We start from the raw sequence: 25510 nt of genomic DNA, 5'->3' as shown, positions 1-25510 counted from the left end.
GGGAGTCGTTTCAATTCGATATCGCGTCGATCTGGTCGACCCGAAACTCATTCGATCGACGGGTTCTTAAGCGATCAATAGTCCTAAAGAGGAAGCAAGAATGAAGTTGCATCGTATCGCGCTGGCCGTGGCGCTGGTATCGGCGAGTGGTATTGCTTTTGCGAATGATCACCCGGGCCTGATGTCAGACGCATCTCAAGCTAGCGATCCACAAGGAACGGAAAACGCGCTGACCTTATCTGTCGAAGAGCAGAAGAAGGAGATCGTCGGGCTCAAGGGCTCATTCGAAAATGTGAAAAATATGGTCACGAGTGGGCTAGGAGCGATTACCTGCTTGGTCGGTGTTGGGTGCCCAACCGAATCGTCAGGTGTCGTCCGATTTTCTCTGGGTAAAAATTCGACAGCACCAGGTGAAGGTTCTTCGGCCATCGGCCAGAATGCGCAGGCCACCGAGAAGAACACGACTGCTGTGGGTAACAACGCGATAGCGTCCGGTGTGAATTCGACGGCGAACGGTCAGAATGCACTGGCCAAGGGCGAGGGTTCTTCTGCGATCGGTCAGAATGCGCAGGCCACGGAGAAGAACACGACTGCTGTGGGTAACAACGCGATAGCGTCCGGCGTGAATTCGACGGCGAACGGTCAGAATGCACTGGCCAAGGGCGAGGGTTCTTCTGCGATCGGTCAGAATGCGCAGGCCACCGAGAAGAACGCAACGGCTACGGGTAACAATTCGATAGCGTCCGGCGTGAATTCGACGGCGAATGGTCAGAATGCAAAGGCCACGGGCGAAGGTGCTTCGGCCCTCGGTCAGAATGCGCAGGCCAGCAAGAAGAACGCGACTGCAACGGGTAACAACGCGATGGCGTCCGGTGTGAATTCGACTGCGAACGGTCAGAACGCACAGGCCCTCGCCGACAACGCGACGGCGGTGGGTAATGATTCGGTGGCGTCCGGTTTGAACTCGATCGCGACCGGGCAGAGTGCAAAAGCCACGGGCGAAGGTGCTTCGGCCCTCGGTCAGAATGCGCAGGCCAGCAAGAAGAACGCGACCGCAACGGGTAACAACGCGATGGCGTCCGGTGTGAATTCGACGGCGAACGGCCAGAACGCACAGGCCCTCGCCGACAACGCGACGGCGGTGGGTAATGATTCGGTGGCGTCCGGTTTGAATTCGATCGCGACCGGGCAGAGTGCAAAGGCCACGGGCGAAGGTGCTTCGGCCCTCGGTCAGAATGCGCAAGCCAGCAAGAAGAACGCGACGGCGACGGGTAACAACGCGATGGCGTCCGGTGTGAATTCGACTGCAAATGGTCAGAACGCACAGGCCATCGCCGACAACGCGACGGCGGTGGGTAATGATTCGGTGGCGTCCGGTTTGAACTCGATCGCGACCGGGCAGAGTGCAAAGGCCACGGGCGAAGGTGCTTCGGCCCTCGGTCAGAATGCGCAGGCCAGCAAGAAGAACGCGACCGCAACGGGTAACAACGCGATGGCGTCCGGTGTGAATTCGACGGCGAACGGCCAGAACGCACAGGCCATCGCCGACAACGCGACGGCGCTGGGTAATGATTCGGTGGCGTCCGGTTTGAACTCGATCGCGACCGGGCAGAGTGCAAAGGCCACGGGCGAAGGTGCTTCGGCCCTCGGTCAGAATGCGCAGGCCAGCAAGAAGAACGCGACCGCAACGGGTAACAACGCGATGGCGTCCGGTGTGAATTCGACGGCGAACGGCCAGAACGCACAGGCCATCGCCGACAACGCGACGGCGCTGGGTAATGATTCGGTGGCGTCCGGTTTGAACTCGATCGCGACCGGGCAGAGTGCAAAAGCCACGGGCGAAGGTGCTTCGGCCATCGGTCAGAATGCGCAAGCCAGCAAGAAGAACGCGACCGCAACGGGTAACAACGCGATGGCGTCCGGTGTGAATTCGACGGCGAACGGCCAGAACGCACAGGCCATCGCCGACAACGCGACGGCGGTGGGTAATGATTCGGTGGCGTCCGGTTTGAATTCGATCGCGACCGGGCAGAGTGCAAAGGCCACGGGCGAAGGTGCTTCGGCCCTCGGTCAGAATGCGCAAGCCAGCAAGAAGAACGCGACCGCGACGGGTAACAACGCGATGGCGTCCGGTGTGAATTCGACGGCGAACGGCCAGAACGCACAGGCCATCGCCGACAACGCGACGGCGCTGGGTAATGATTCGGTGGCGTCCGGTTTGAATTCGATCGCGACCGGGCAGAGTGCAAAGGCCACGGGCGAAGGTGCTTCGGCCCTCGGTCAGAATGCGCAAGCCAGCAAGAAGAACGCGACCGCGACGGGTAACAACACGATGGCGTCCGGTGTGAATTCGACGGCGAACGGCCAGAACGCACAGGCCATCGCCGACAACGCGACGGCGGTGGGTAGTAATTCGATGGCGTCCGGTTTGAATTCGATCGCGACCGGGCAGAGTGCAAAAGCCACGGGCGAAGGTGCTTCGGCCATCGGTCAGAATGCGCAAGCCAGCAAGAAGAACGCGACCGCAACGGGTAACAACGCGATGGCGTCCGGTGTGAATTCGACGGCGAACGGCCAGAACGCACAGGCCATCGCCGACAACGCGACGGCGGTGGGTAATGATTCGGTGGCGTCCGGTTTGAATTCGATCGCGACCGGGCAGAGTGCAAAGGCCACGGGCGAAGGTGCTTCGGCCCTCGGTCAGAATGCGCAAGCCAGCAAGAAGAACGCGACCGCGACGGGTAACAACACGATGGCGTCCGGTGTGAATTCGACGGCGAACGGCCAGAACGCACAGGCCATCGCCGACAACGCGACGGCGGTGGGTAGTAATTCGATGGCGTCCGGTTTGAATTCGATCGCGACCGGGCAGGGTGCAAAGGCCACGGGCGAAGGTGCTTCGGCCCTCGGTCAGAATGCGCAGGCCAGCAAGAAGAACGCGACCGCGACGGGTAACAACGCGATGGCGTCCGGTGTGAATTCGACTGCGAACGGCCAGAACGCACAGGCCATCGCCGACAACGCGACGGCGGTGGGTAATGATTCGATGGCGTCCGGTTTGAACTCGATCGCGACCGGGCAGAGTGCAAAGGCCACCGGCGAAGGTGCTTCGGCCCTCGGTCAGAATGCGCAGGCCAGCAAGAAGAACACAACGGCGACGGGTAACAACGCGATGGCGTCCGGTGTGAATTCGACGGCGAACGGCCAGAACGCACAGGCCATCGCCGACAACGCGACCGCTGCGGGTAATGATTCGGTGGCGTCCGGCAAGAACTCGACCGCCAATGGGCAGGGTGCAAAGGCGACGGGTGCAATGTCCGCTGCCTTCGGTCAAAGCTCGCTCGCGTCTGGCATGAACGCCACGGCTAACGGTCAGTCGTCGCTCGCATCGGGCATCGACTCCAGCGCATTTGGTGCTCAGGCTAGGGCTGCCGATGTTGGTTCGTTCGCTGGCGGCACGCGTGCATATGCAAACGGCCCCGGTGCGATGTCGGTCGGTACAGACTCATCCGTAGCCGGAACCCAGTCGGTCGCACTGGGTACGAACGGCACAGTGATTGGGAGCCGCTCCATGGCCGCCGGTGCGCTGACCAATATAACCGGCAATGACTCGGTCGCGAATGGCTTCATGGCAAACGTGCAAGGTAGCGGATCGATTGCACAAGGCTCGGGTTCGTCGGTGCGCGGCCAGGGCTCGATTGCGTCGGGTTTCGGCGCCTCGGCATTGGGCAATGACACAACCGTGGAGGGTGTACTCGCGAGGAGCAGCGGCAACTCGAATGCTGTATACGGGGCCCGTGCAGCGGCGGTTGGCGAACGTGCAATGGCGATAGGTGCAGGCGCTACCGCGAGTGGCCAGGACGCCACTGCGCTTGGCGCAGGCGCAGTCGCACAGGGAACGTCGGTGGCGCTTGGTTCACGGTCGATCGCGAGCGAACCGAACACGGTATCTGTCGGACGGCCGGGTGAGGAGCGTCGCATTACGAACCTCGCGGAAGGCATTGGCCCAACGGATGCCGTAAGTGTCCAGCAGTTCAATCGTGGCCTAGGCGAGACGCGTGCATACGTGGATCGAGGGATCGCATCGGCACTCGCAATGCCGAGCATTCCGATGCTCGCCGCCGGCGAGAAATGGGTGGGTGCGGCAGTCGGTACTTACGGAACGGCGAGTGCACTAGGTATCGGCGCTGCATACCAGGTGAACATGCATCTGAACGTTGCCACGGCATTGGCGGCTTCGAATCAAGGCGGCTCTACCGCGTTCAAGGCGCAAGTCGGTTATCGCTGGTGATGCCACGAGGTTCTGCCGGGCCATCTGCCCCTCCGAATCTTTACATTTCGTGAAACCATGATTGATAGAGTTTCTTTATGGATAACTGTCACTTCACCAATTTTGTGGGTCATCGTTCATAGATTTTATGTTGCTTGATCTATTATTTAATTGAAATTGTTTGTGATTTTGAATCGATAAACGAAATGATAAAAAATGATGGCGAGGGGTCAGCGCAGGAATTGGATGAACTGGAATTTGATCAAGATTTCATCCGAATCGACGCGGCAATTTCGGAATACGACTCTGTGGGAAGCGCACCGCAGCGAAAAGGCGAGAGCGCGTTTCAGTGGACGTCGATCGAAAAAGCCTGTCTGGGGCTGCTGGCGCGGGCGAAGGATATCCGCGTGGCGATCTGGTACATCCGCGCGTGCATGGCGAGAAGAGGCATCGCCGGGCTGGCCGAGAGCGTCAGGGTGCTGGCCGACATCATGAGCCTGCCGGTCGATGCGATTCATCCGCGCGCGTTGGCGGGTGAGGTGCCCGGAGAAATTCACGCATTGCACCTGGGTTGGATTTCGGGTCATCAGTTCCTGCATCAGTTCGGCGGTGCCTGTTTCGGCGAGACGGATATCTCTTTGAATGCACTGGCGAACGGAGAGGCCGGTGCGATCCTCGAGGATTCCGCGCATAAGGCGTCGGCATCAAGCTTTCTTCATCAAATTCAGGATTCCTTTGTAAGGATAAATGAATCGATGGGTGCCACAGAGCAGCCGGTCGACGTCACGGGCGTGTTGACGCTGCTGGGTCAGGCTTTGTCGCGAATCAACACGAATGAGCCGCCTGACACGAGCGATGAGCCATCAGTCTCAGTCGTTGAGCCGGTCCGCCATGGCGAAACGTATGGAATCCGATCCAGTCTGGCAACGAGAAAGGACGTGGAGGCGGCACTCGATCGCATCGTCGAATACTTCCTGCTTCACGAACCGAGCCATCCGGCGCCGATCTTCCTGTCGCGGGTCCGGCGCATGCTGGGCGCGGGCTTCGAGGAGGTCATGGCGGAGCTTTATCCGGAAGGGGCGGCACTGGCAGCCCAGCTCGGGCGCCCGGCAGGGGCCAGGTAATTGGATTTCTTAATTTAGGAGGGCGAATAGCATGGTGCGTCACAAGGATGGTCAGAAATTCATCGGGGAGAGCCGCGCCCCGCGGGTGCAGATCGAGTACGACGTCGAGATCTACGGGTCGCAGAAGAAGGTCGAGCTGCCCTTCGTGGCAGGGGTGATGGCGGACCTGTCGGGCGACAACGTGGAGCCGCTCGGCCCGGTCGAAGATCGTCGGTTCTCGGAAATCGACGTGGAGAATTTCGACGAGCGCATGGCGAAGATCGCGCCGTCGCTGAGCTATCACGTGAAGAACGTCCTGACGAACGACGGCACGCTGATTCCGATCGACCTGACCTTCACGTCGATGGATTCGTTCGAGCCGGCCGACGTGGTGCGGCGCATTCCGGAACTGTCCACGCTGCTCGAAGCGCGCAATCGTCTGAAGGAATTGCTGACCTACATGGACGGCAAGGCCGCGGCCGAGGATCTGATCCACGAGCTGCTCAAGAATCCGCAATGGTCGGACGAGGAGGCCGCCGTTGCCGAACCGGCGCCCACTGCCGGGCCGTCCGGCGATCCGGAATCGAACCAGGAGGTGAAATGAGCACGCTCAGCCAGCTTGAACCGTCCGCCGAACACGTCGTCGTCGAGGAACGCGTCGACGACGACCTGAAGGACATCCTGCGCCGTTCGTTCCGGCCCAGGACCAACGAGGCCGCCGAGGCGGTCCAGAGCGCCGTCGAGACGCTGCTCACGTATGCGCGCCGCAACCGGGTCGTGGTCCGGGAGGATGTCGCGCAGACGATCGAGCAGCTGGTCGCGGAACTGGACAAGAAGATCTCCGGGCAGTTGACTGAGGTGCTGCACAACAAGCGCTTCCAGGCGCTCGAGGGCGCGTGGCGCGGCCTGCACTATCTGGTATCGAACACCGACACCAGCGAGAACCTCAAGATCCGCTACCTGAACATCTCGAAGTCGGACCTCGGCAAGACGCTGCGCCGCTTCAAGGGTGTGGTGTGGGATCAGAGTCCGATCTTCAAGATGATCTACGAGCAGGAATACGGTCAGTTCGGCGGCGAGCCGTTCGGCTGTCTGATCGGCGATTACCAGTTCGACCACAGCATGCAGGACGTGTCGATCCTGACCGAGATGTCGAAGATCGCGGCGGCTGCCCACGCGCCGTTCGTGTCGGCGGCCGCGCCGGGGCTGCTGCAGATGGACAACTGGAACGAACTGTCGAATCCGCGCGACGTCTCGAAGATTTTCACGTCGACCGAGTACGCGTTCTGGCGCCGTCTGCGGGAGAGCAACGATTCGCGCTATCTCGCGCTGACCATGCCGCGCTTCCTGGCGCGCGTGCCTTATGGGCCGAAGACGCAGCCGATCGAGGAGTTCGGTTTCGAGGAAAAGGTCGATCCGGACCGCTCGGAGGATTTCTGCTGGGCGAATTCCGCCTATGCGATGGGCGCGAACATCACCCGTGCCTTCAAGACCTACGGCTGGTGCACCAAGATCCGCGGCATCGAGTCGGGCGGCGCGGTGGAAGTGCTGCCGAAGTTCGTGCTGCCGTCGCAGGACCAGGAGGTCGAGCTGCATTGCCCGACGGAAATCGCGATCTCGGACCGTCGCGAACATGAACTGTCGGAATCCGGCCTGATGCCGCTCGTGTACCGCAAGAATTCCGATACCGCGGCCTTCATCGGCGCGAAGACCGTGCACCGGCCGTCGATCTACGAGGACGACGACGCCACGGCGAACGCCAACCTCTCGTCCCGGCTGCCGTATATCTTCGCGACCTGCCGCTTCGCGCATTACCTGAAGTGCATCGTTCGCGACAAGATCGGCTCGTTCAAGTCGCGCGAGGATACACAGCGCTGGCTCAACGATTGGCTGATGAATTACGTCGACGGCGATCCGTCGATCTCGAGCGAGACCACCAAGGCGAAGCGGCCGCTGTCGGCCGCCGAGGTGGTGGTCGACGAGATCCCGGAGAACCCCGGCTACTATCGCGCGCAGTTTTCCTGCGCCCCATTTCCAGCTGGAGGGTTGACCGTGTCTCTCCGGCTGGTTTCGAAACTGCCGTCGACCAAGCAGGAGTCGGCGCCTGACCGGCGGCAGCCGGTGGAGCCCCTCCCGCGCGGCGGAAGGCGGATTCGAAAGATCGCGGGACGGCCTCGTGGCGGAGGTCGTGGCGCGGTGTCGTTGCACGCATGGTGAGCTTGTTTCATTTCTTGAAATATATTAGGAGTTCTCAGGATGTCCAAAGCATTGGTCGACTATTTTCTGAAGATCGACGGCGTTGATGGCGAGTCGATCGATAAGCAATATCCCAACCTTATCCAGATCCAGAGCTGGCAGTGGGCGGAAGAAAACTCGGGTCGCTGGGGCTTCGGCAGCGGCGGCGGTGCGGGGAAGGTCGAGATGAAGGATTTCGAGTTCCGGATGGTGTCGAACAAGGCCTCGCCGAAACTGTTCCTGATGTGCGCGACCGGCGACCACATCCCCAGCGCCAAGCTGATCTGCCGCAAGTCGGGCAAGGGCCAGCAGGAGTTTCTGACGATTTCGTTCGAAAGCGGGCTGGTGTCGTCGTTCCGCACGCTCGGCAACATGCCGTTCTCGCAACTGGGCCATGGCAGCGGCGAGGTCGACAACGTGCTGCCGACGGACGAGATCAAGATCAACTTCGCGAAGATCGAGTTCGAGTACCGCGAGCAGGGCAACGACGGCACGATGGGCGCGGTGATCAAGGCCGGCTACGACCTCAAGCTGAACTCGGCGATCTGATCGGCCGCGCGTTTTCTTTTCGAGCAAACCATGGACGTGTGGCGACCTAGGGCGCGACACGCAGGAATACGCATGTGAGCGCGCATCCGCTCTACAACAAGCTGTCGAGACGGTTTCGTCGCGACTCGCTCCAGGACATCGTCGGGCATCACCTGGTCGAGTTGATGAACTGTGCATCGCGCGGCGCGCGGATCGGCGTGTCGGACAGCAGTCCGGCTGCCTATTCGGTGCTGAACTACGGTTGCCCGCCGCTGCAGTTGGGCGGCGCCACCCGGATCGATCCGGTGCGTACGGCTTCGCACATCTGCGAGGTGATACGCCGCTTCGAGCCGCGCGTGGACAGCGGGCGGACCGTGGTGCAGCCGAGAGCCGGCGGCGCCCGGCACGCGCCGCAGACGATGTATTTCGACATCTTGACGCTGTCCCGTGACGACGGGGCGGAAATCAGGGTGAGCCTCGCGCTCGACTATCTCAGTGGTTATTTCAGTCTGGTCGACGAATGACGAACGGCGAACGATCATGAATTTCCTGGACCATTACAACGACGAATTGCGTCAGCTGCGCGACGCGGGGGCCCGCTTTTCGAAGGAGCACCCGCAGGTCGCATCGGCGCTCGGCCTGCATCCGGATGCAGTGACCGATCCGTTCGTCGAGCGGTTGCTTGAAGGCGTGGCCTATCTGTCGGCAAGGGTGCAGACGCGCCTCGATCGCGAATGCGCGGAGTTCGCGCAGCAAGCGCTCGGGCGGGTCTGCCCGTTGTTCATGGCGGCCACGCCTGCCATTTCGAGTTTTGCGTTTCACCCGGACCTGGAGTCACCGGAAGCGTTCCGGGGCAGCACGCTGCCGCGCGGTTCGCTGATCTCGGCCCGTCTGCCCGGGCGCAAGCTGCCCGTCACGTTTTCCACCGCGCGCGACGTGACCTTGCTGCCGTTGCGCATCGCGCAAGTCGAGTGCAGCCGGAGCCTGAACGGATTGCCGTCCCAACTCGCCCAGCAACTGGCGTCTTCGCAGGCGGTGCTGCGTTTTCGCTTCGAGCTGGAAGGGCTGACGACGGTTGGCGAACTGGGGCGCGGCGACGGCGGCTTCGCGCCGCTGCACCTGAGCCTTGCCGGCGACTTGCCGCGCGCCTATGCGCTGCATCAGGCGCTGCTGGCGTCGAGTAGCGCCTGGTACGCGGTGGTGCCGACCCGGCGCGGCGACGAGGTGCTGACGCTGCCCGCGGCGGGCATCCGCCTGTCCGGCGTTGACGATGCCGAGGCGCTGCTGCCGCCTGATTTCGGCGGGCTGCCCGGCCTGCGGCTGATGCGCGAGTATTTCGCGCAGCCGACCCGCCTCCTGGGCGTCTATCTCGACGTGCTCGCACGCGTCGCGGCGGTCGATCCGTCCGCGCGCGCCTTCGAGCTGTTCTTCGCGCTGCGGCACGTGCCGACGGGCCTCGTCGGCGAAGTCGAGGCGAGCCAGTTCCGCCTGTTCGCGACCCCGGCGATCAACCTGTACACGAAGCGCTTCGACCCGGTGCCGTACGACCCCAACCTGACCGAGCAATGGATTCCGGTCGACCGCATGTCGCCCGCCGCCCACCATCTATGGGGACTGACGGAGGTGCGCGTGTGCGAAAGCGACGGCCGGGCGCACGCCGCGCGTTCCGTGCTGGAGACGGGCGGCTACGGGGCGCGCGACGAGGCGGTGCGCTACAGCCTGCGGCGCGAGAACGCGCTGCTCGCCGACGGCGTGCGGCGCGATCGCTTCGATCCGCTCGCGAGCCACGACCTGATCGCGGTCTCGACGTTCGACGACAGCATCGAGCTGGACGGCATCGCGTCGATCACCGGCAGGGCGCTGGTGGCCGATCGCGACTGGCGGCCGTCGGCGCTGCTCGACGCCGAGCTGAGCCTGCTCGATCCCGTCGGGGTGCGGCGCATCGAGTGCCTGTGGCCCGCCAGTGCGCGGCGCGCCGCCCGTCGAGGCATGCTGGGATGCGACCGCGCAGCTCGGCCAGAGTCCGCTCGCGCTGCGGGCCGGGCAGTCGCAGGACGTCACCGCCCGCATCGTCGAGCAATTGCTGCTGGCGGCCAACCGCGACGACGCGCTCGACCGCCAGCGCATCGACAGCCTGCGTTCGGTGCACCTCGGGGCGCGTTTCATCGCGGCGGGCCGGGCGACGCCGCTCGCGCTGGTGCGGGCGACGCGGGTGGAGATCGACGTCGCGGAAAGCGCCCACTCAGACCGCGGCGGCTGGCTGTTCGGCCGGGTGCTGGCGCAGGCGCTCGGCGAGGCGGCGACGCTCAACGACGGCATCGAGACGATCGTGCGGCTCGACGGCGAAACCGTCAGCACCCACGTCAACACGGCCGTCGGCGACGGGAGGCTGCTGTGAGGCTCGCACGCGTTGAGCGGGCGCTGACGCCACGCCGCACCTTCTTCGAGCTGATGCGCCGCGTCGAGGTGCTGGAGCGGGAACTGGGCGGGCCGCCGCGGCGCGCGCCCCGCGTGGCTGCGCATCGAGCAGTCGGCCGACATGCGCTTCGCGAGCACCGAGGTGGCGAACGTGACGGTCGAGCAGACCCGCTTCGTCGACGCGGACGATCACCCGCGGGTCAAGATCACCCAGCGGCACTTCGGCCTGTTCGCGCCATTCGGTCCGCTGCCGTTGCACGTGACCGAACACGCCATGCAGGAGAAGCGTTTCGAGCGCAATGCGGCGTTCGAGCGCTTCGTCAACGTGGCCTGCGGCGATCTGGCGTGGCTGCATTACAGCGCCTGGTCGGCGATGCACCCGGTGCTGGGCTACGAGCGTGCGCGCAATCCGTTCGTCGAACGGGTCACCACGCTCGCGAACGCGGCTCGTCGATCCGGCGAGGCCTCGCCGGATCGGGACGCCCAAGCGTGCCGGCGCGCGTTTCCCGGCGTGTATTGCGCGCCGCGGCGCTCGCTCGGCGACCTGCGGCGGATGCTGGCCGGCTACTTTCGCGTGCCGCTGCGGATCCTGCCGCGCCACGGACGCTGGATTCCGGTGCCGCCGCGCGGCGGCCGGCGGCTGGGCGGCTGGCGGCTCGGCGCGCGGATCTGGGATGTCCAGCATTCGATGGAGATCGTGATCGGCCCGATCGAGGCCGAGGAGTTTCACCGTTGGCAACGCCGGTCGGCGGCCGTGATGGCGGTATGCGCGGTCGCGACGGACTTTGTGGACGGAAGGATCGACCCTGTCATCAAGGTCGAAGTACGAACGCGCCCTGCGGCGGGGAAAGTCGGGCGCATGCGCATCGGCGTCGATGCGTGGTCGCGGCCGGATCATGCGCTGCGCACGCTGACTATCTACGAATCTTTTCGGAACTAAACGTGAATCGGGAACGTATCTTCAACTGTCTCGGCCGCACGACTTATGCGGCTTTGGTCGACGCCACGGTGCTGGGCCGTTCGCGCCGTCATACTTTCATCGACCTCGATCACTGGGCGTTGTGCCTGTTGCAGCGCGAGCAGAGCGATCTGGCGAAACTGTTCGCCGAATGGGGCCACGACGTCGGCGATCTCAAGCGCCGGCTGGAGAAGGCGCTCGATACGTTCGACGTGGGCGGCGATTCGCTGCGCGACATTTCCGCGTCGCTGGAGCGCAGCGTGGGTCCGGCCGTGATCTGGAGCCAGGTCGCCGCGCCGTCGGGCAAGGTGCGCTCGGGCCACCTGCTGCTGGCGTGGCTCGACGACGATGTCACGCGCCGCTGGCTCCAGCAGCGCTGTCCGCAGGGCCTCACGTCGGTCGCGATCGACGAGGTCGTGAAACGCTACGAGGCGTTGGCCGCCGGGTGGCCTGAGGCGATCGAGAGCCCGTCGTCGGGTGACGTCGATGCGTCCGTCGACGCGGCGGCGCCGGACGACGCGCTCGCGAAATGGGCGACCTGCCTGACCGATCAGGCGGCGCGTGGCGAGCTGGATCCGGTCGTCGGTCGCGACGACGAACTGCGCACCGTGATCGACGTGCTGTCGCGGCGTCGCCAGAACAACCCGATCCTGGTCGGGGAGGCGGGCGTGGGCAAGACGGCCGTGGTCGAGGCGCTCGCGCAGAAGATCCACGCGGGCGCGGTGCCGCCGGGGCTGCTGGGCGCGCAGGTGTGGGCGCTCGATCTGGCCCGTCTGCAGGCGGGCGCGGGCGTGCGCGGCGAGTTCGAGCAGCGCCTGAAGACGCTGGTCGACGCGGTGATCGCCGCGCCCGCGCCGATCATCCTGTTCTGCGACGAAACCCACACGCTGATCGGCGCGGGCGGCTCGGCGGGCACGGGCGACGCCGCGAACCTGATCGCCGATGCTCGCGCGCGGCTTGCGGATGGTCGCGGCGACGACGTGGTCCGAGTACAAGCAGTACATCGAGCCTGACGCGGCGCTCGTGCGGCGGTTCCAGGCGGTGCCGGTCGAGGAGCCGGACGACGCGGCGGCGGTGGGCATGCTGCGGACCATCGCGTCGCGCTTCGCCGAGCATCACGGAGTGCATATCGTCGATGCGGCGCTGCGCAGCGCGGTGGCGCTGTCGCGCCGCTACCTGCCGGCGCGGCAGCTGCCGGACAAGGCGATCGGCCTGCTCGACACGGCCTGCGCGCGGGTGGCGATGAGCCAGCGCTGCGCGCCGGCCGAACTGGAACGGCTCGGGCAACAGGCGCAGGCGATCGGGCAGACGCTCGACTGGCGCGCGAGCGACCGGCGCATGGGGGTTTCGACACCCGGCGACGAGGCCGAGCTGGAGACGCAGCGCGACCATCTCGTGCAAGAGGCGCGCACGCTCGAAGGCGTGGTCGCGACCCAGCGCGAGGAAGTCGGCGCGTGGCTCGCGCGGATGCGCGCGTCGGCCGAGGAAACGGGAGACAGCGCGGCGCTGGCGGAAGCCGATCGCTGGGTGCGGCCGTGGGTCGACGAGCATGTGATCGCGGAGGTGCTGGCGGAGTGGACCGGTGTTCCCGTCGCGCAGCTGGCGCAGGACGAGGCGCAGCGGATCGTCGATCTGGAGCGCGCGCTCGGTGCGTCGATCCATGGGCAGGCGGACGGCATGCGGGCGATCGCGCAGGCGCTGCACCTGTCGCATTCGGGTCTTGGCGATCCGCATCGGCCGCTCGGCGTGATGCTGTTCGCGGGGCCGACGGGCACGGGCAAGAGCCAGGCCGCGGCGAAGCTCGCCGAACTGCTGTTCGGTGGCGAGCGCAATCTCGTGCAGTTCAACATGAACGAATTCCAGGAGGCGCACACGGCGTCGACGCTGAAGGCGCGCCGCCGGGCTATGTCGGCTACGGCAAGGGCGGCCGGCTGACCGAGGCGATCCGCAAGAAGCCGTACAGCGTGCTGTTGCTCGACGAGTTCGATCGCGCGCATCCGGACATCCACGAAGTGTTCTATCAGGTGTTCGACCAGGGCTGGATGGAGGACGGCGAAGGACGTCGCATCAGCTTCCGCAACAGCCTGATCCTGCTGACCACGAATCTGGGCGATGCGGAGATCGAGGCGTCGTGCAAGGCGGACCCGCAGGTGTCGCAGGCGAAGCTCGCGGCGCGGGTGTACGAGCGGCTGCGCGAGCGGTTCTCGCCGGCGCTGCTCGCGCGGATCCAGGTGGTCGCGTTCCGGCCGCTCGATGCCGAAGCGCTGACGGGCATCGCGGGCCAGGCGCTCGACGAGATCGGCGAGCGGCTCGCGCAGAACGGGCTGGACTGGCGCGTGGACGAGGCGGTCGCGGGCTGGGTGGCCCGGGCGGTCGCGCAGCACCCGGCCAACGGTCGCGCGGTGCGCGACCTGCTGCGCCAGCATGTGCTGCCGGCGGTGGCGCGCGGCGTGCTCGCCGCGCGGGCGGAGGGCCGGACGCTGCGCAGCGTGCGGCTGTCGGCCGGCGACACGTTGTCGCTTACGTTCGACGATGACGATGCGCTGCTGGCGGTCCCACCGGATGAAACCAACGCACCGATCCACGCAGGATCGGAAGGAGAAGCAGCATGCGCCTGATCGAATTGCGCAGTGACGTACTGGCCCCGAGCAACATCGCGCTGTCCCTGACGGCCGACGAACGCTTGTCGCGGGAACCGTCCTACCGTCTCGAGCTGCTGAGCCGAGACCCGGAATTGGACCTCGACGAATTGCTCGGCACGCCGTTGTTCGCCGACATCGACCTCGGCAACGGCGCGGTGCGCACGTTCAGCACCTACGTGTTCGGTGGCTACGACACGGGGCAGTTGAGCGGGCAGTACACCTATACGCTTGAACTGAAAAGCTGGCTGTCGTTCCTGGAGGAGAACCGCAACAGCCGGATCTTCCAGAACCTGACGGTGCCGGAGATCGTCGAGCAGGTGTTCCAGGGGCATCAGCGTACCGACTACCGGTTCGATCTCGAAAGCACGTATGAGCCGCGCGAGTACTGCGTGCAGTTCCAGGAAACCGACCTGAACTTCGTCAAGCGTCTCCTGGAGGACGAAGGCATCTATTTCTGGGTCGAGCACGAGAACGAGCGTCACGTGGTGGTGCTGTCTGACACGCAGCGCTTCGAGGACCAGCCGTCCCAGTCCGGCCAGCTTCAATATCTGCCGGACGGCGAGGAAGGGCGCGCGATCCAGGGACGCGAAGGCGTGCAGCGCCTGCAGCGGACCCGGCGGGTGCGCTCGAACAACGTCGCGCTGCGCGACTTCAACTACTGGTCGCCGTCGAATCGTCTGGACAGCGATGCGCAGACGGAGCCGGGGCCGGGGCTGTCGGGTGTGCAGCTCGAATACTACGACTATGCGACGGGGTATCAGGACGCCGAGAAGGGCGAGCGTCTCGCGCGGCTGCGGCTGGAGGCGTTCCAGGCGGATGCGCACGTGCTGGTCGGCGAGGCGAACGCGCGGGGCCTGACGACCGGCCAGGCGTTCACGCTGGTCGGCTATCCGGCGCTGAACCGGAATCGCCGCTACTACGTGATCGGCAGTGAGTTGTCGTTCATCCAGGATGGCCCGGACAGCACGTCGAAAGGCCGCAACGTGACGGTGAAGTTCCGCGCGCTCGCCGACGACCAGCCGTTCCGGCCGCTGCTCGTGACGAAGCGTCCGGAGGTGCCGGGCATCCAGAGCGCGACGGTGGTGGGGCCGCAGGTGTCCGAGGTGTACACGGACAAGCTGGGCCGGATCAAGGTGCATTTCCACTGGGATCGCTACAAGACGACGGAAGCCGACGCGTCGTGCTGGATCCGGGTGTCGCAGGCGTGGGCGGGCAAGGGCTGGGGCGTGATCGCGATGCCGCGGGTCGGGCAGGAAGTGGTGGTGACCTACGTGGACGGCGATCTGGATCGGCCACTCGCGACGGGGATCGTCTACAACGGCGAGAACCCGACGCCCTACGACCTGCCGAAGGACACGCGCTACACGGGGCTGGTGTCGCGTTCGACCAAGCTGGCGGGGCAGGCGCAAAACGCGAGCCAGCTGACGTTCGACGACCAGCGCGGCGCGGAGCGCGTGATGATCCACGCCGAACGCGACATGCAGCACACCGTGGAGCGCAACGATTCGAAGGCCGTCGGCCAGGATAAAAACCTCACGGTGAAGCGCACGTCGACGTCGGTGATCGGGATCACGGTCAGCTTTACGGGCATCGCGGTGTCGTACACGGGCCTATCGGTGGGGTTCACCGGCGTGTCGGCGTCGTTCACCGGGCTTGGCACCTCGTTTACGGGCGTCAGCACGAGCTTCACGGGTGTCGGCACATCATTTACTGGCGTGTCGACGGGAATTACTGGCACCAGCACGTCATTCACCGGCGTCGGTACGAGTTTCACGGGGACATCCACGTCGTTCACGGGGACGTCGACTAGCATGACCGGCACGACCACGTCGGTGGTAGGTGTGTCGAACAGCATGACAGGCATTTCGTCATCGATGACGGATGTCAGCATGTCATGCGTCGGGCAGTCGCGGAGCACGACAGGCGTCTCGGAGTCGTATGTCGGTACCTCGAACGGCATGACGGGCACGAGTACGTCGGTGACCGGCACGTCGACCAGTATCGTCGGTACGTCAATGTCAAATACAGGGGTGTCGACCAGCATAGTGGGTGTGTCGACCTCGACCACGGGCAGCTCGACGAGCGTGACGGGATCGAGCATGTCGACGGTCGGCAGCTCGGTCGGTGCGACGGGGTCGAGCGTGTCGACCACGGGCAGCAGCGTGTCGACCACGGGCTTCAGCTATTCCTATACGGGCGCCAGCTACTCGGACGTGGGCGTGGATCTGAAGAAACTCGGCATGCAGGTGAAAAGCTGATGCCGGTCCGACACATCAAACCTCAAGCCGCGCTCGTCGCGACGACGCGCACCCAGATCGGCTCGACGCCGATGTTCGCGATCAGTGTCGGGGTGGGATTCCGGCTCAGCGACCCGGCCATCCTCGTGCACGAGGCGGCGGTCTGGGAGGCGCTGAAGGCGGCGGCGCCGTCGGTGCCGCTGACCGAGGCGGCCATGCCGAAGCGCTGCGCGGAGTGGCTGCTCGCCGGGCATTCAGTGCAGCGCGCGCCGGCCGGCGCGTGCGGACGCGCGATCGACTGGGCCGCCTGGGTCGAACTCGACGGCGTGCGCAAGACCGTGTCGTGTCGCGCGACGGTCGACGAACAGGCGCAATCCGATGGGTTCGCACGACTCGCGATCGATCCGGCCCAGGCGGTCGCGGGCGGCGCGCGCGAGAACCCGCTCGGCCGGGCGTCGGGTTCCGCGCCGCTGCAGCGCGTGGGCGCGCTCGGCGTCGGGCCGGACCCGCTGGCCGCGATGGGCGCGCTCGGCAGCGACTGGCCCGAGCGTCACCAATGGATGCCGAGCCGGCCGGGCACGGCCGAGGCGATGGCGCGCGACGGCACGCACATGGGCTGGCCGGAACACGTCGACCTGCGCTACTTCCAGTTGGCCGCGCCGGACCAATGGTCGCGTCACGACAGCTGGACGCCGGGCGCCCGCTTCGAGCTCGGCGGCTTCGGCCCGCGCGGCGAAGGGTGCGTGGGTGCGCTGCCGCGCCTGACGGCGGTGGCGATGATCCTGCGCGGGAACCGGGCGGGCGTCGAGCCGGTGCCGCTGCGGCAGCAGACCATCTGGCTGCTGCCGGACCACGACCTCGGCGTGCTGTGGTGGAACGGCGCGATCCGCACCGACTACGTGCTCGACGACAGCCCGGCGACGCTGATCGCTGCGTTCAAGGACGCGGACGAGCCCATCGACGTCGGCATGCTGACGGCCTTCGCGGCGCAGCGCGCCGACCTGACCGACACCGATCCGCTCCAGCAGGCCGACCATGCGTTGATGCCGGCCGTCGAGCGGAACTGGGTCTGGGAACTGATCCTCGACACCGACGACCATCCGCGTTTCGCGCCGCCGCCACGTACGCGGGAGGAAGTCGGCGAGCGTCTCGCGCGCCATCGCCGGAGTCTCGTGGAGGCGCAGCAGGGGCGAACCCGATTGCAGGCCTTCAAAGAGGAGGCGCAACAGATGGCGCTGCCCGCCGCGCCGGCCGACGGCATCGACTGGCGGCAGCGCTTCGATCAGGCCGGCAGCATGGCGCTGTCGGATGCAACGATCCGCGGAGCCGACCTGACCTCGCTGCATCTCGATGGCTGGCGTTTCGAAAACGTGCGGTTCGAGCGCTGCCGGTTCGCCCACAGCACCTGGCGCCATTGCCAGCTGACGAACGTGCATGCGGTCGATTGCGGGTTCGCCGATACGACGTTCGACGATCTCGTCTGGACGGGCGGCGCGATTGCGCGCGGCGATCTGGCGCGCAGCGCATGGCGCGGCGTCGCGCTGGAGCGGGTCAACCTCGACGACTGTGGGCTCGACGATCTGTCGGTGTCGGGCGGATCGTGGTCGATGGTGACGGTGAAGGGGCGCGGCGGCATCCGCGGCGTCGTGCAGGACACCGAATGGGACAGCGTGTCGTGGAACGGCGTCGAGGCGCGTCACTGGACCTGGAGCCGCGTGAGCGCCGGCAATCTCGGGCTGGTCGAATGCGGGATGCCGGGCCTCACGCTGTCGCATTGCCGTCTGATGAAGCCGAGCGTGCTGCTGAGCGACCTGTCGGCGAGCACCTGGCGCAAGAACGTGCTGACGTTCGCGGTGCTGTCGCATGGCACCTCGATCGACCGCTCCATCCTCTGCGACTGCCTGTTCAACGCGTCGAGCTTCCAGGACCTGCGGGCGTCGTCGGTGCAGGTCGACCACTGCTCGTTCATGCAGCTCAACGCGCAGCACCTGAAGGCGGAGCGCTCGACGGACCTGCAGCTCGACGGCGCGAACGTCACGCATGCCCACCTGAGCGGCGCGTCGTTCGACCGCTGCTCGCTCAAGGAGACGATGCTGTACGGCGCGGACATGCGCGAGACCCGGATGCGCGACTGCAACCTGATCCGCGCCCGCACGTCGTGGGCCCACCTGCCCGAATCCGGCGCATGGCGAGGCAACCTGTACACCGGCATGCTCGCGGTGCCGAGGAGGGACGAATGAACGCACCCCGCGAGCCGGTGTCCGCGCCGGCCTTGCCCCAGGTGATCGAGGGACGGCGCTACACCACGTCGCATCACGGGCTCGAACTGAGCGACACGATCTACCGCGACTGCCATTTCGAGCGGGTGAGCTGGTCGGAATGCCGGCTCTCCAACCTGCGCTTCGTCAATTGTCGTTTCGAGGCGAACCGCTTCGTGCGCAGCGCGCTGACGCGTCTCGTCTTCGAGGATTGCAGCATCGCCGAAACCGCATGGAGCGATTGCGTGCTGCGCGGCATGTCGCTCGCCGGCAGCGGGATACGCGATGCGGCCTGGTCGAAGAGCCTGTTGAAGGACGTGATCTTCGCGAGGGCGAACGGTGCGTCGCTGCGTTTCGACGCGGTGCGCGCGGCGCATACGTCGTTCATCGCGGGCGAGCTGACGGGCGTCGAGCTGGACGGCGGCCACTGGTCCGATGCGTCCTGGATCAGCCTGCAACTGAGCGGGCTGCAAGTGCGGGCGAGCCGGCTCGACAACTTCATCGTCGGGCAGTCCAGCTGCGCCGAGTGTTCGATCGACGCTTGCACGGGCATCAACGTGCGCTGGATCGATTCGCAGATCGATCGGATGAACGTGCGCGGATCGGAACTGAATCAGGCCGCGTGGTCGCACAGCGTCTGGTCGGGCGGCGGGATCGCGTCGAGCCGGCTGCCGCTCGCGTGCTTCGATCACGCGAAGCTGAGCGGCCTGTCCATGCGCGACACGGAATTGCCGCAGGCGATCTTCGATCACGCGCAGGTGCGGGACAGCGACCTGCGCGGCCTGCGCGCGCCGCGCATCGCGCTGCGTCACGCGCAGCTCGCGCGCGTGCAGTTGGCCGCCGCGCAACTGGCGGGACTCGATGCGCGCGGCGCGACGCTGGAGGAGGTCGGCCTGAACGGCGCGGATTGCCGGGCGGGGATGCTGGTCGGCCAATCCAGGCAGGCCTGGCGCGCGGCGGATACGCAGCAGGCGACGTTCGACGATGCAGTGTTGGAAGAAGACCGCCAATGGCGGCAACGCGCCCAGCCGGGCGCCAGAGGAGTGTGACGATGATCGAGACTCGAATGGTTCGTGAGCGGCAGGTCGAATCCAGCGAAGACGAGATGCCGGAACCGATGCGCACCTTGCTGAAGCGAAGCGCCGCGCCGTTCTCGCCGGGCGCGGCGGGACGCATGTCGATCGGCCGTGTGACGGGCGCGGAGTCCGACGGACTGTGGCGCATCGTCGTGGAGCCGGGTTGCGCGCTGTATGCCCGCGCCGCGGTCAGTTGTATCGTTCGGCCGCAGGCGGACGATCTGGTCCAGCTCTATCAGGCGGCGGACGGATGCTGGGTGCTCGCCATTCTCGAACGGCGTGGTGACGCGGCCGACGTCGTGCTCGATTTCGGCGCGGCCGAGGTCCTGCTGCAAGCGCAGGACGTGCGCGTGCAGGCGCGCGACCGGCTCGGGCTCGAAGCCGCGCAGCTGTCGAGCCGCGCGGAAGTGATCACCGAGGCCGCGGCGGAGCGCCACGCGCACGTCAGCGGCACCGACGCCACGCATGCCGGCAACACGTTCGTCCATACCGAGGGCCACCTGGGCATGCACGCGCAAAGCGCGGTCGTGACGGCGGAAGCCCTGCTCAAGATGGACGCCGGCCAGATTCACGTGGGTTGATGCGATTTACGCTTGGAGATTCTCATGTTTGCCAATTGCTCTGCCGGCGGAATGGCGCTGTCCGGCTCGGACGTCTGCAAGACGCCGCCGCTCGCGATTCCCGTGTCGTATTCGAACATCGCGAACAAGCCGGAGGCGGTCCCGAACGTCACCAACATCATTTACGCGGGCGGTCCCGTCCACAACATGAACACGATCATTCCCGTCACGCACAGCGACGAGCCGGGATCGATGGGCGGGGTGGCGTCCGGCACCGTGTCGGCGCAGTCGCGCCACGTGACGGGGTCCGGCAAGGTACTGATCCAGGGCTCGCCCCAGACCCGGCTGACCGATACCAACCTGCCCAACAACCAGAACACGTCTGGGCAGACCAGCGCGCCGTCCCAGACGATCACGATGACGCTCAGCTGATGCAACCTGTTCGTGCACACAACGGCGAGCCGGGCTCGATGGGCGGGGTTATGTCGGGCATCGTGTCGACGCAGCCGCGCCACGTGATAGGGGCCGACAAGGTGATGATTCATGATGGCGCGCCTCAGACGCGCATGACCGACACGAATCTACCCGCGGCCATGAAGACCATCGCGCCGTCCCAGATCATCACGATATCGCTTAGCTGATGAAGTCCATTCGTATCCTGATTGCAGGATTGGCGCTGGGTTTGCTGTCGGGCTGCTCGCTGTTCGGTTCGAAACTGGCCGACCCGCGCCAGCTGCACGTGACGCTGGTCGGCGGCAGCCGGCTGAACGTCGGCGCGAGCGGCGAGCCGCGGCCGATCCAGTCGTGCGTGTACATCGTGCGCGCGGCCGACTGGCTGCCGATGGCGAACGGCGACGCGCCGTGCGCCGCCAAGGACCAGGAGGGCGCGGTGCTGACCGTGTCGCGCCATGTGATCGCGCCGAACCAGGTGCTGCAGTTCTGGATCGACGTGCCGCGCAGCGGCGAGATCTGGCTCGTCGCGGACGCCGACTACGCGCAGCGCCCGGCCCAGTACGCGCCCTTGCGCGTGCGCATCGACGGAAGCGGGGTGCTTCATCTCGCGGTATGGCTCGATCGCAGCGGAATCTACAACGCGTCGTTGCCGGGCGCGGTGCCGCTGCCGCCCGACGCGCCCATCGCCGCGAGCGCGCCGAACCCCGACGCCGCAACCGACAAACCCGCCCGACGCCACGGCTCGGGCACGAGGAGATACAGGCAATGAGCAGTCTGCCGGTTGGACCGGTCGCGTGGAGCGACGGCATGCTGATCGAGACGCAGCATTTTCAGCAACTGGAGCGCCACTTGTCCCATCAGGTCGCGTCGCGGCTCGGGCAAACCGTGAATCACGGCTGGGGCTTCACGCTGCTCGACGTCGACCAGGACGGGCTCGGCCTCGGCCGGCTCGCGCTGCGCGGCGCGCGCGGCGTGTTCCAGGACGGCACTGCATTCTCGCTGCCGTCGCACGACCCCGCTGCCCGCGCCGCTCGAGACCGAACGGGCGCAGGCGGGCGACATCGCGTGCCTCGCGATCCAGGCCGCGCGCAGCGGCGGCCCGGAAATGGCCTTCGGCGAGGTAGCGTCGTCGTCGCGCTACCGGGCGATGACCACCGACGTGCCCGATCTCGCGGTCGGCCTCGACGCGCCGGGCACGCCGCGCAGCCTGACGATCGAGACCGGGCAGCTGGCGACGCGGCTGTGCTGGAAGTCGCAACTGCGCTCGGACGAAGCGGCGCTGCCGATCGCCCGCGTGGCCGGGCGCAGCGCGAGCCGCACGGTGCTGCTCGATCCGCGCTTCATCCCGCCGCTGCTCGACACGCGCGCGCACGTCGTGCTCAATTCGCTGATCGACGAGCTGCAAAGCACGCTGCGCGTGCGCCTCGCGCATACGTCCGGGCAGCGGGTGCTGTCCGCGGGCGGGGGCATCGCGGACCTGATCGAGCTGCTGCTGCGGCAGGCGATCGCCGAGTACCGGATGCGGCTCGCGCATCTCGATGCGTTCGATCCGCTGCCGCCCGCGCTGCTGTATCGCGAGCTGATCGGCCTGCTCGGGCGGCTGAGCGTGCTGCCCGGCGTCGACGAGGAGCTGGCCGAGCGCGATTTCGGCTACCGCCACGACGACCTGCAAGGCAGCTTCGAGCCGCTCGCGGCCACCTTGCGGCATGCGCTCGCGCGCGTGATCGAGACGCCGGTGCTGCCGCTGCGCTTCGAGGATCGCGGCGACCAGGTCCATATCTGCGTGGTCGACAAGCAGTGGAACCTGAAGAAGCTCGTGTTCGCGGTGTCGGCCGCGATGCCGGCCGACAAGCTGCGCCAGCTGCTGCCGCAGCAGACCAAGCTCGGCGCGGTCGAACAGATCCAGAAGCTGGTGGACCTGCAACTGCCGGGGGCCCGCCTGATCCCGCTGCCCAACCCGCCGCGCCAGATTCCCTATTACGCCCAAAGCACCTACTTCGAGGTCGAATCGACCGATCCGTTCTGGACGCAGACGCTCGCCGGCTCGGCGATGGCGCTGCGCATCGTCGGCGATTTTCCGGATCTGCGTTTCGAAGCCTGGGGCTTGAGAGACGGGAAGGTGGCATGACACACGATATGAACCGCTATCCACGATGAACCTGCTCAGAAACCTTTCCTCCGCCATCCGGCGCACGTCGTCGGCCTCCAACCTGATCGACCGGGCGATGACGAATCCCGACCTGATCGCCCGGGTGCCCACGTTGTCGTCGCTGGCCCAGGAGGCGTCGGTCGCCGGCGCGGTCACGACCGACGCCGTCGGCCCGACCGGCTCCAGCGGCTCCAGCGGCTTCGCCGCGCCACGCGACGCGGAGCACGCGGTGCTGCGCTTCCCGACTCCGCCCGGCGCGTTCCGCGCGGCGTACGACGACGGCGCGGACGCCTCGCCCGTCGTGTATACCCCCCAGGGCGGCCAGGTGGCGATCCTGAAGGCCGGCCAGCAGTCGGCCAACTGGAGCAATCCGTTCGTGTCGCACGCGCTGCCCGCGATCCTGCAATTGCAGCGTCATCTCGCGGACGGCCCGCCCGACCAGTCGACGGTGCGCACCCAGCTCGGCCTCGAAGTGCGCCTGTACCGCGAGCGGCTGGCCGGCTCGGGCTGCGAGTGGGAACAGATCCGCGACGCTTCGTATCTGCTGTGCACGTATCTGGACGAGAACGTCAGCGACATCGCGCGCGCCGCGTCGCAAGTGCTCTACGACGGGGAGCGCAGCCTGCTGGTCGAGTTCCACGACGATGCGTGGGGCGGCGAGGACGCGTTTTCCGATCTCGGCCGCTGGATGAAGGCGGACGATCCGCCCATTCGTCTCCTCGCGTTCTAGCTGATCCTGTCGCTCGGCTGGCAGGGCCGCTACCGCGTGCTCGATCGCGGCGACGTGCTGCTGCAGGACCTGCGTTCGCAGCTGCATGCGCTGATCTGGCATCACGTGCCGCCCGAGCCGCTCGGCACCGGGCTGATCACCCCGGCGCGCGCGCGCAGGCGCTGGTGGACGCCGATGCGCGCAGGCGCGGCGGCGCTGGGCGCGGTGCTGTTGACCTACGGCATCGTCAGCGCCGTGCTCGACGCGCAGGGCGGGCCGATCCGCCATGCACTCGCGGCCTGGATGCCGCCGACCCGCACCATCAATCTCGCGGAAACGCTGCCGCCGCCGCTGCCGCAACTGCTGTCCGAGGGCTGGCTCACGGCATACAAGCATCCGCAGGGTTGGCTGCTGGTGTTCCGCAGCGACGGCGCGTTCGATGTCGGCAAGGCGCAGGTGCGCACCGATTTCGAACGCAACATCGAGCGGCTCGGCGCGGCGTTCGCGCCGTGGCCGGGCGACCTGGAGGTGATCGGTCATACCGATCGGCAGCCGATCCGCACGAGCGAGTTCGGGAACAACCAGGCGCTCTCGGAAGCCCGGGCGCGCACCGTCGCCGACGAGCTGCGCCGGACCGCGCTGCCGGGCGGCGCACAGGCGCCCGGGAACGCCGTGCAGCGGAACATCGGATTTTCGGGGCGCGGCGACACGCAGCCGATCGATTCGGCGCAGACGCCGGCCGCCTACGAACGGAACCGGCGCGTGGACGTGCTGTGGAAGGTGATCCCGGCGGGCGGCCGGCGCACGGCGGACGCCGACGCGCGCCCCGCGCTGCCGGAGGGCGTGGTGATCGCGCCCGACGGCCAGTCGCCGTATGCAACGGAGGATAAACAACCATGATACGAACCAGCCTGAGGGTTCTTGTCGCGATTCTGATCGCCGTCCTGATCTGGTGGGTGGGCCCGCTGTTCGCGCTGGGCATCTACCGGCCGTTCGCGCCGCTCTGGGTGCGCGAGGTGCTGGTGGCGGCGGTGCTCGTCTGGGGCCTGTGGCCGGCGCTTGCGCGACTGTGGGCGAGGCTCGCGATGAGCCCGCGCCGGGTGCGCACGCCGCAGCCGGCGGCGCGCGCCGATTTCATCGACGAGCGCCTGCGCGACCTGGATCGCCAGTTGAAGGCGCGCTGGCAGCGCGAGCCGCACGGCCGCCGGCAACGCTGGGCCGGCGCGCTGCGCCGCCAGCACCGGACCCTGCTGCCCTGGTATCTGGTGATGGGCGCGGAAGGCAGCGGCAAGACGAACCTGGTCGCGAAGGCGGTGAACGCGGCCGGCTCCGAAGGCGAGCGGGCCCTCGCGGTCGAGCCGCTGAACAGCCGCGGCGACGACTTCAACTTCCGCATCGCGAGCGACGCGGTCTGGTTCGACATCGGCGGGCGCTGGAACCTGCGCGACGGCTTCGACGAGACGGCGCTCGATACCTGGAAGCGGTTGTTGCAGGGGATGCGTCGCCTGCGCGGCGGGGCGGCGGTGAACGGCGTGGTGTTGTGCGTCGACAGCGCGTCGATGGTCGATGCGCCGCTGGAGGCGCGCAAGCGCCTCGCCGATGTCGTGCATCGCCGGCTGGCGGAACTGCATGAGGTGTTCGGAGAGCAGGCGCAGGTCTATGTCGCGCTGAACGGCGTGGACCGGCTCGACGGCGCGGTCTCGATGCTGTCGCTGGTGGACGCGGGCCGCTGGGCCAGCGGGATGGGTTTCTGCCTGCCCGAGCAGGCGCTCGGCGAGACGGCCGCCGAAGCGGGCGCGAGCGGCAGGCGTTGCAGCACCTGCAGCAGCGGGTCCAGCAGCAGGTGCTGTTCGCCGCGCCGGCGGCGACCGAGGTCGGCGCGAACTACGCGCTGCGTTTCGTCGAGACGCTGAG

The 25510-nt window shown here is 66.6% G+C and carries 15 protein-coding genes and 6 pseudogenes; all 21 read left to right on the top strand.

The features are described from left to right. The first annotated feature begins 100 nt into the window (after window positions 1-100). The 21 genes and pseudogenes from Bsp3421_RS01885 (at window position 101) to Bsp3421_RS34185 (ending at window position 25509) form a co-directional block, all read left to right on the top strand. Entirely contained in the window at window positions 101-4291 is a 4191-nt protein-coding gene (locus tag Bsp3421_RS01885) for a beta strand repeat-containing protein (protein WP_273995539.1), read from the top strand. Between the two features lie 185 nt (window positions 4292-4476). Beyond that, a complete protein-coding gene (locus Bsp3421_RS01880; RefSeq protein WP_337995255.1) occupies window positions 4477-5394 on the top strand; it encodes a type VI secretion system protein TssA in 918 nt (305 codons plus the stop codon). A 31-nt stretch (window positions 5395-5425) separates the two neighbouring features. Further along, a complete protein-coding gene (gene tssB / locus Bsp3421_RS01875; protein WP_337995248.1) occupies window positions 5426-5977 on the top strand; it encodes a type VI secretion system contractile sheath small subunit in 552 nt (183 codons plus the stop codon). Beyond that, window positions 5974-7470, top strand: a pseudogene (gene tssC, locus Bsp3421_RS01870) (type VI secretion system contractile sheath large subunit); the annotation flags it as partial. The gene tssB and the pseudogene tssC, both read left to right, overlap by 4 nt. A gap of 159 nt (window positions 7471-7629) precedes the next feature. Further along, on the top strand, window positions 7630-8157 hold the full coding sequence (locus tag Bsp3421_RS01865; RefSeq protein ID WP_273995537.1) for an Hcp family type VI secretion system effector: 528 nt from the start codon (window positions 7630-7632) through the stop codon (window positions 8155-8157). 74 nt (window positions 8158-8231) lie between these two features. Next, window positions 8232-8660, top strand: a complete 429-nt coding sequence (locus Bsp3421_RS01860; RefSeq protein WP_273995536.1) for a GPW/gp25 family protein — start codon at window positions 8232-8234, stop codon at window positions 8658-8660. Window positions 8661-8676: 16 nt separating this feature from the next. Continuing rightward, window positions 8677-10534, top strand: a pseudogene (gene tssF, locus Bsp3421_RS01855) (type VI secretion system baseplate subunit TssF). 53 nt (window positions 10535-10587) lie between these two features. Continuing rightward, window positions 10588-11494: pseudogene (locus Bsp3421_RS01850) on the top strand (type VI secretion system baseplate subunit TssG). Between the two features lie 2 nt (window positions 11495-11496). Further along, complete coding sequence (locus tag Bsp3421_RS34200; protein WP_443111415.1) at window positions 11497-12525, top strand: AAA family ATPase; 1029 nt, start codon at window positions 11497-11499, stop codon at window positions 12523-12525. Beyond that, window positions 12455-13686, top strand: a pseudogene (locus Bsp3421_RS34195) (AAA family ATPase); the annotation flags it as partial. The gene Bsp3421_RS34200 and the pseudogene Bsp3421_RS34195, both read left to right, overlap by 71 nt. Beyond that, the gene (locus Bsp3421_RS34190; protein WP_443111422.1) at window positions 13663-14130 is read left to right on the top strand and encodes a hypothetical protein; all 468 of its coding nucleotides are present in this window, start codon (window positions 13663-13665) and stop codon (window positions 14128-14130) included. The pseudogene Bsp3421_RS34195 and the gene Bsp3421_RS34190, both read left to right, overlap by 24 nt. Further along, window positions 14121-16412 carry a type VI secretion system Vgr family protein gene (locus tag Bsp3421_RS01840; protein ID WP_273995535.1) on the top strand — a complete coding sequence of 764 codons (2292 nt, stop codon included), beginning with the start codon at window positions 14121-14123 and terminating at the stop codon, window positions 16410-16412. Before Bsp3421_RS34190 ends, Bsp3421_RS01840 begins: the two co-directional genes overlap by 10 nt. Continuing rightward, window positions 16412-18631, top strand: coding sequence for a DUF2169 family type VI secretion system accessory protein (locus Bsp3421_RS01835; protein ID WP_273995533.1), 2220 nt, complete (start codon window positions 16412-16414; stop codon window positions 18629-18631). The genes Bsp3421_RS01840 and Bsp3421_RS01835 overlap by 1 nt, the downstream gene beginning before the upstream one ends. Beyond that, the gene (locus Bsp3421_RS01830; protein WP_273995532.1) at window positions 18628-19698 is read left to right on the top strand and encodes a pentapeptide repeat-containing protein; all 1071 of its coding nucleotides are present in this window, start codon (window positions 18628-18630) and stop codon (window positions 19696-19698) included. The genes Bsp3421_RS01835 and Bsp3421_RS01830 overlap by 4 nt, the downstream gene beginning before the upstream one ends. Window positions 19699-19754: 56 nt before the next feature. Continuing rightward, window positions 19755-20306, top strand: coding sequence for a DUF3540 domain-containing protein (locus Bsp3421_RS01825; RefSeq protein ID WP_443111421.1), 552 nt, complete (start codon window positions 19755-19757; stop codon window positions 20304-20306). A gap of 24 nt (window positions 20307-20330) precedes the next feature. After that, entirely contained in the window at window positions 20331-20717 is a 387-nt protein-coding gene (locus Bsp3421_RS01820; protein WP_273995530.1) for a DUF4150 domain-containing protein, read from the top strand. Then, window positions 20717-20926, top strand: coding sequence for a hypothetical protein (locus Bsp3421_RS01815; RefSeq protein ID WP_273995528.1), 210 nt, complete (start codon window positions 20717-20719; stop codon window positions 20924-20926). The genes Bsp3421_RS01820 and Bsp3421_RS01815 overlap by 1 nt, the downstream gene beginning before the upstream one ends. Beyond that, the gene (locus tag Bsp3421_RS01810; RefSeq protein ID WP_273995527.1) at window positions 20926-21507 is read left to right on the top strand and encodes a type VI secretion lipoprotein TssJ; all 582 of its coding nucleotides are present in this window, start codon (window positions 20926-20928) and stop codon (window positions 21505-21507) included. The genes Bsp3421_RS01815 and Bsp3421_RS01810 overlap by 1 nt, the downstream gene beginning before the upstream one ends. Next, a pseudogene (tssK, locus tag Bsp3421_RS01805) lies at window positions 21504-22866 on the top strand (type VI secretion system baseplate subunit TssK). The gene Bsp3421_RS01810 and the pseudogene tssK overlap by 4 nt, the downstream one beginning before the upstream one ends. 82 nt (window positions 22867-22948) lie before the next feature. Next, window positions 22949-24496 (top strand): annotated as a pseudogene (locus Bsp3421_RS01800) (DotU/TssL family secretion system protein). Then, window positions 24493-25509, top strand: coding sequence for a type VI secretion protein IcmF/TssM N-terminal domain-containing protein (locus Bsp3421_RS34185; RefSeq protein WP_443111414.1), 1017 nt, complete (start codon window positions 24493-24495; stop codon window positions 25507-25509). The pseudogene Bsp3421_RS01800 and the gene Bsp3421_RS34185 overlap by 4 nt, the downstream one beginning before the upstream one ends. Window position 25510: the final 1 nt, after the last annotated feature.

Origin of the sequence: Burkholderia sp. FERM BP-3421 (assembly GCF_028657905.1) — a bacterium.
In the GTDB taxonomy this organism is placed as follows: domain Bacteria; phylum Pseudomonadota; class Gammaproteobacteria; order Burkholderiales; family Burkholderiaceae; genus Burkholderia.
This window is presented reverse-complemented; position numbering and strand designations above follow the sequence as displayed.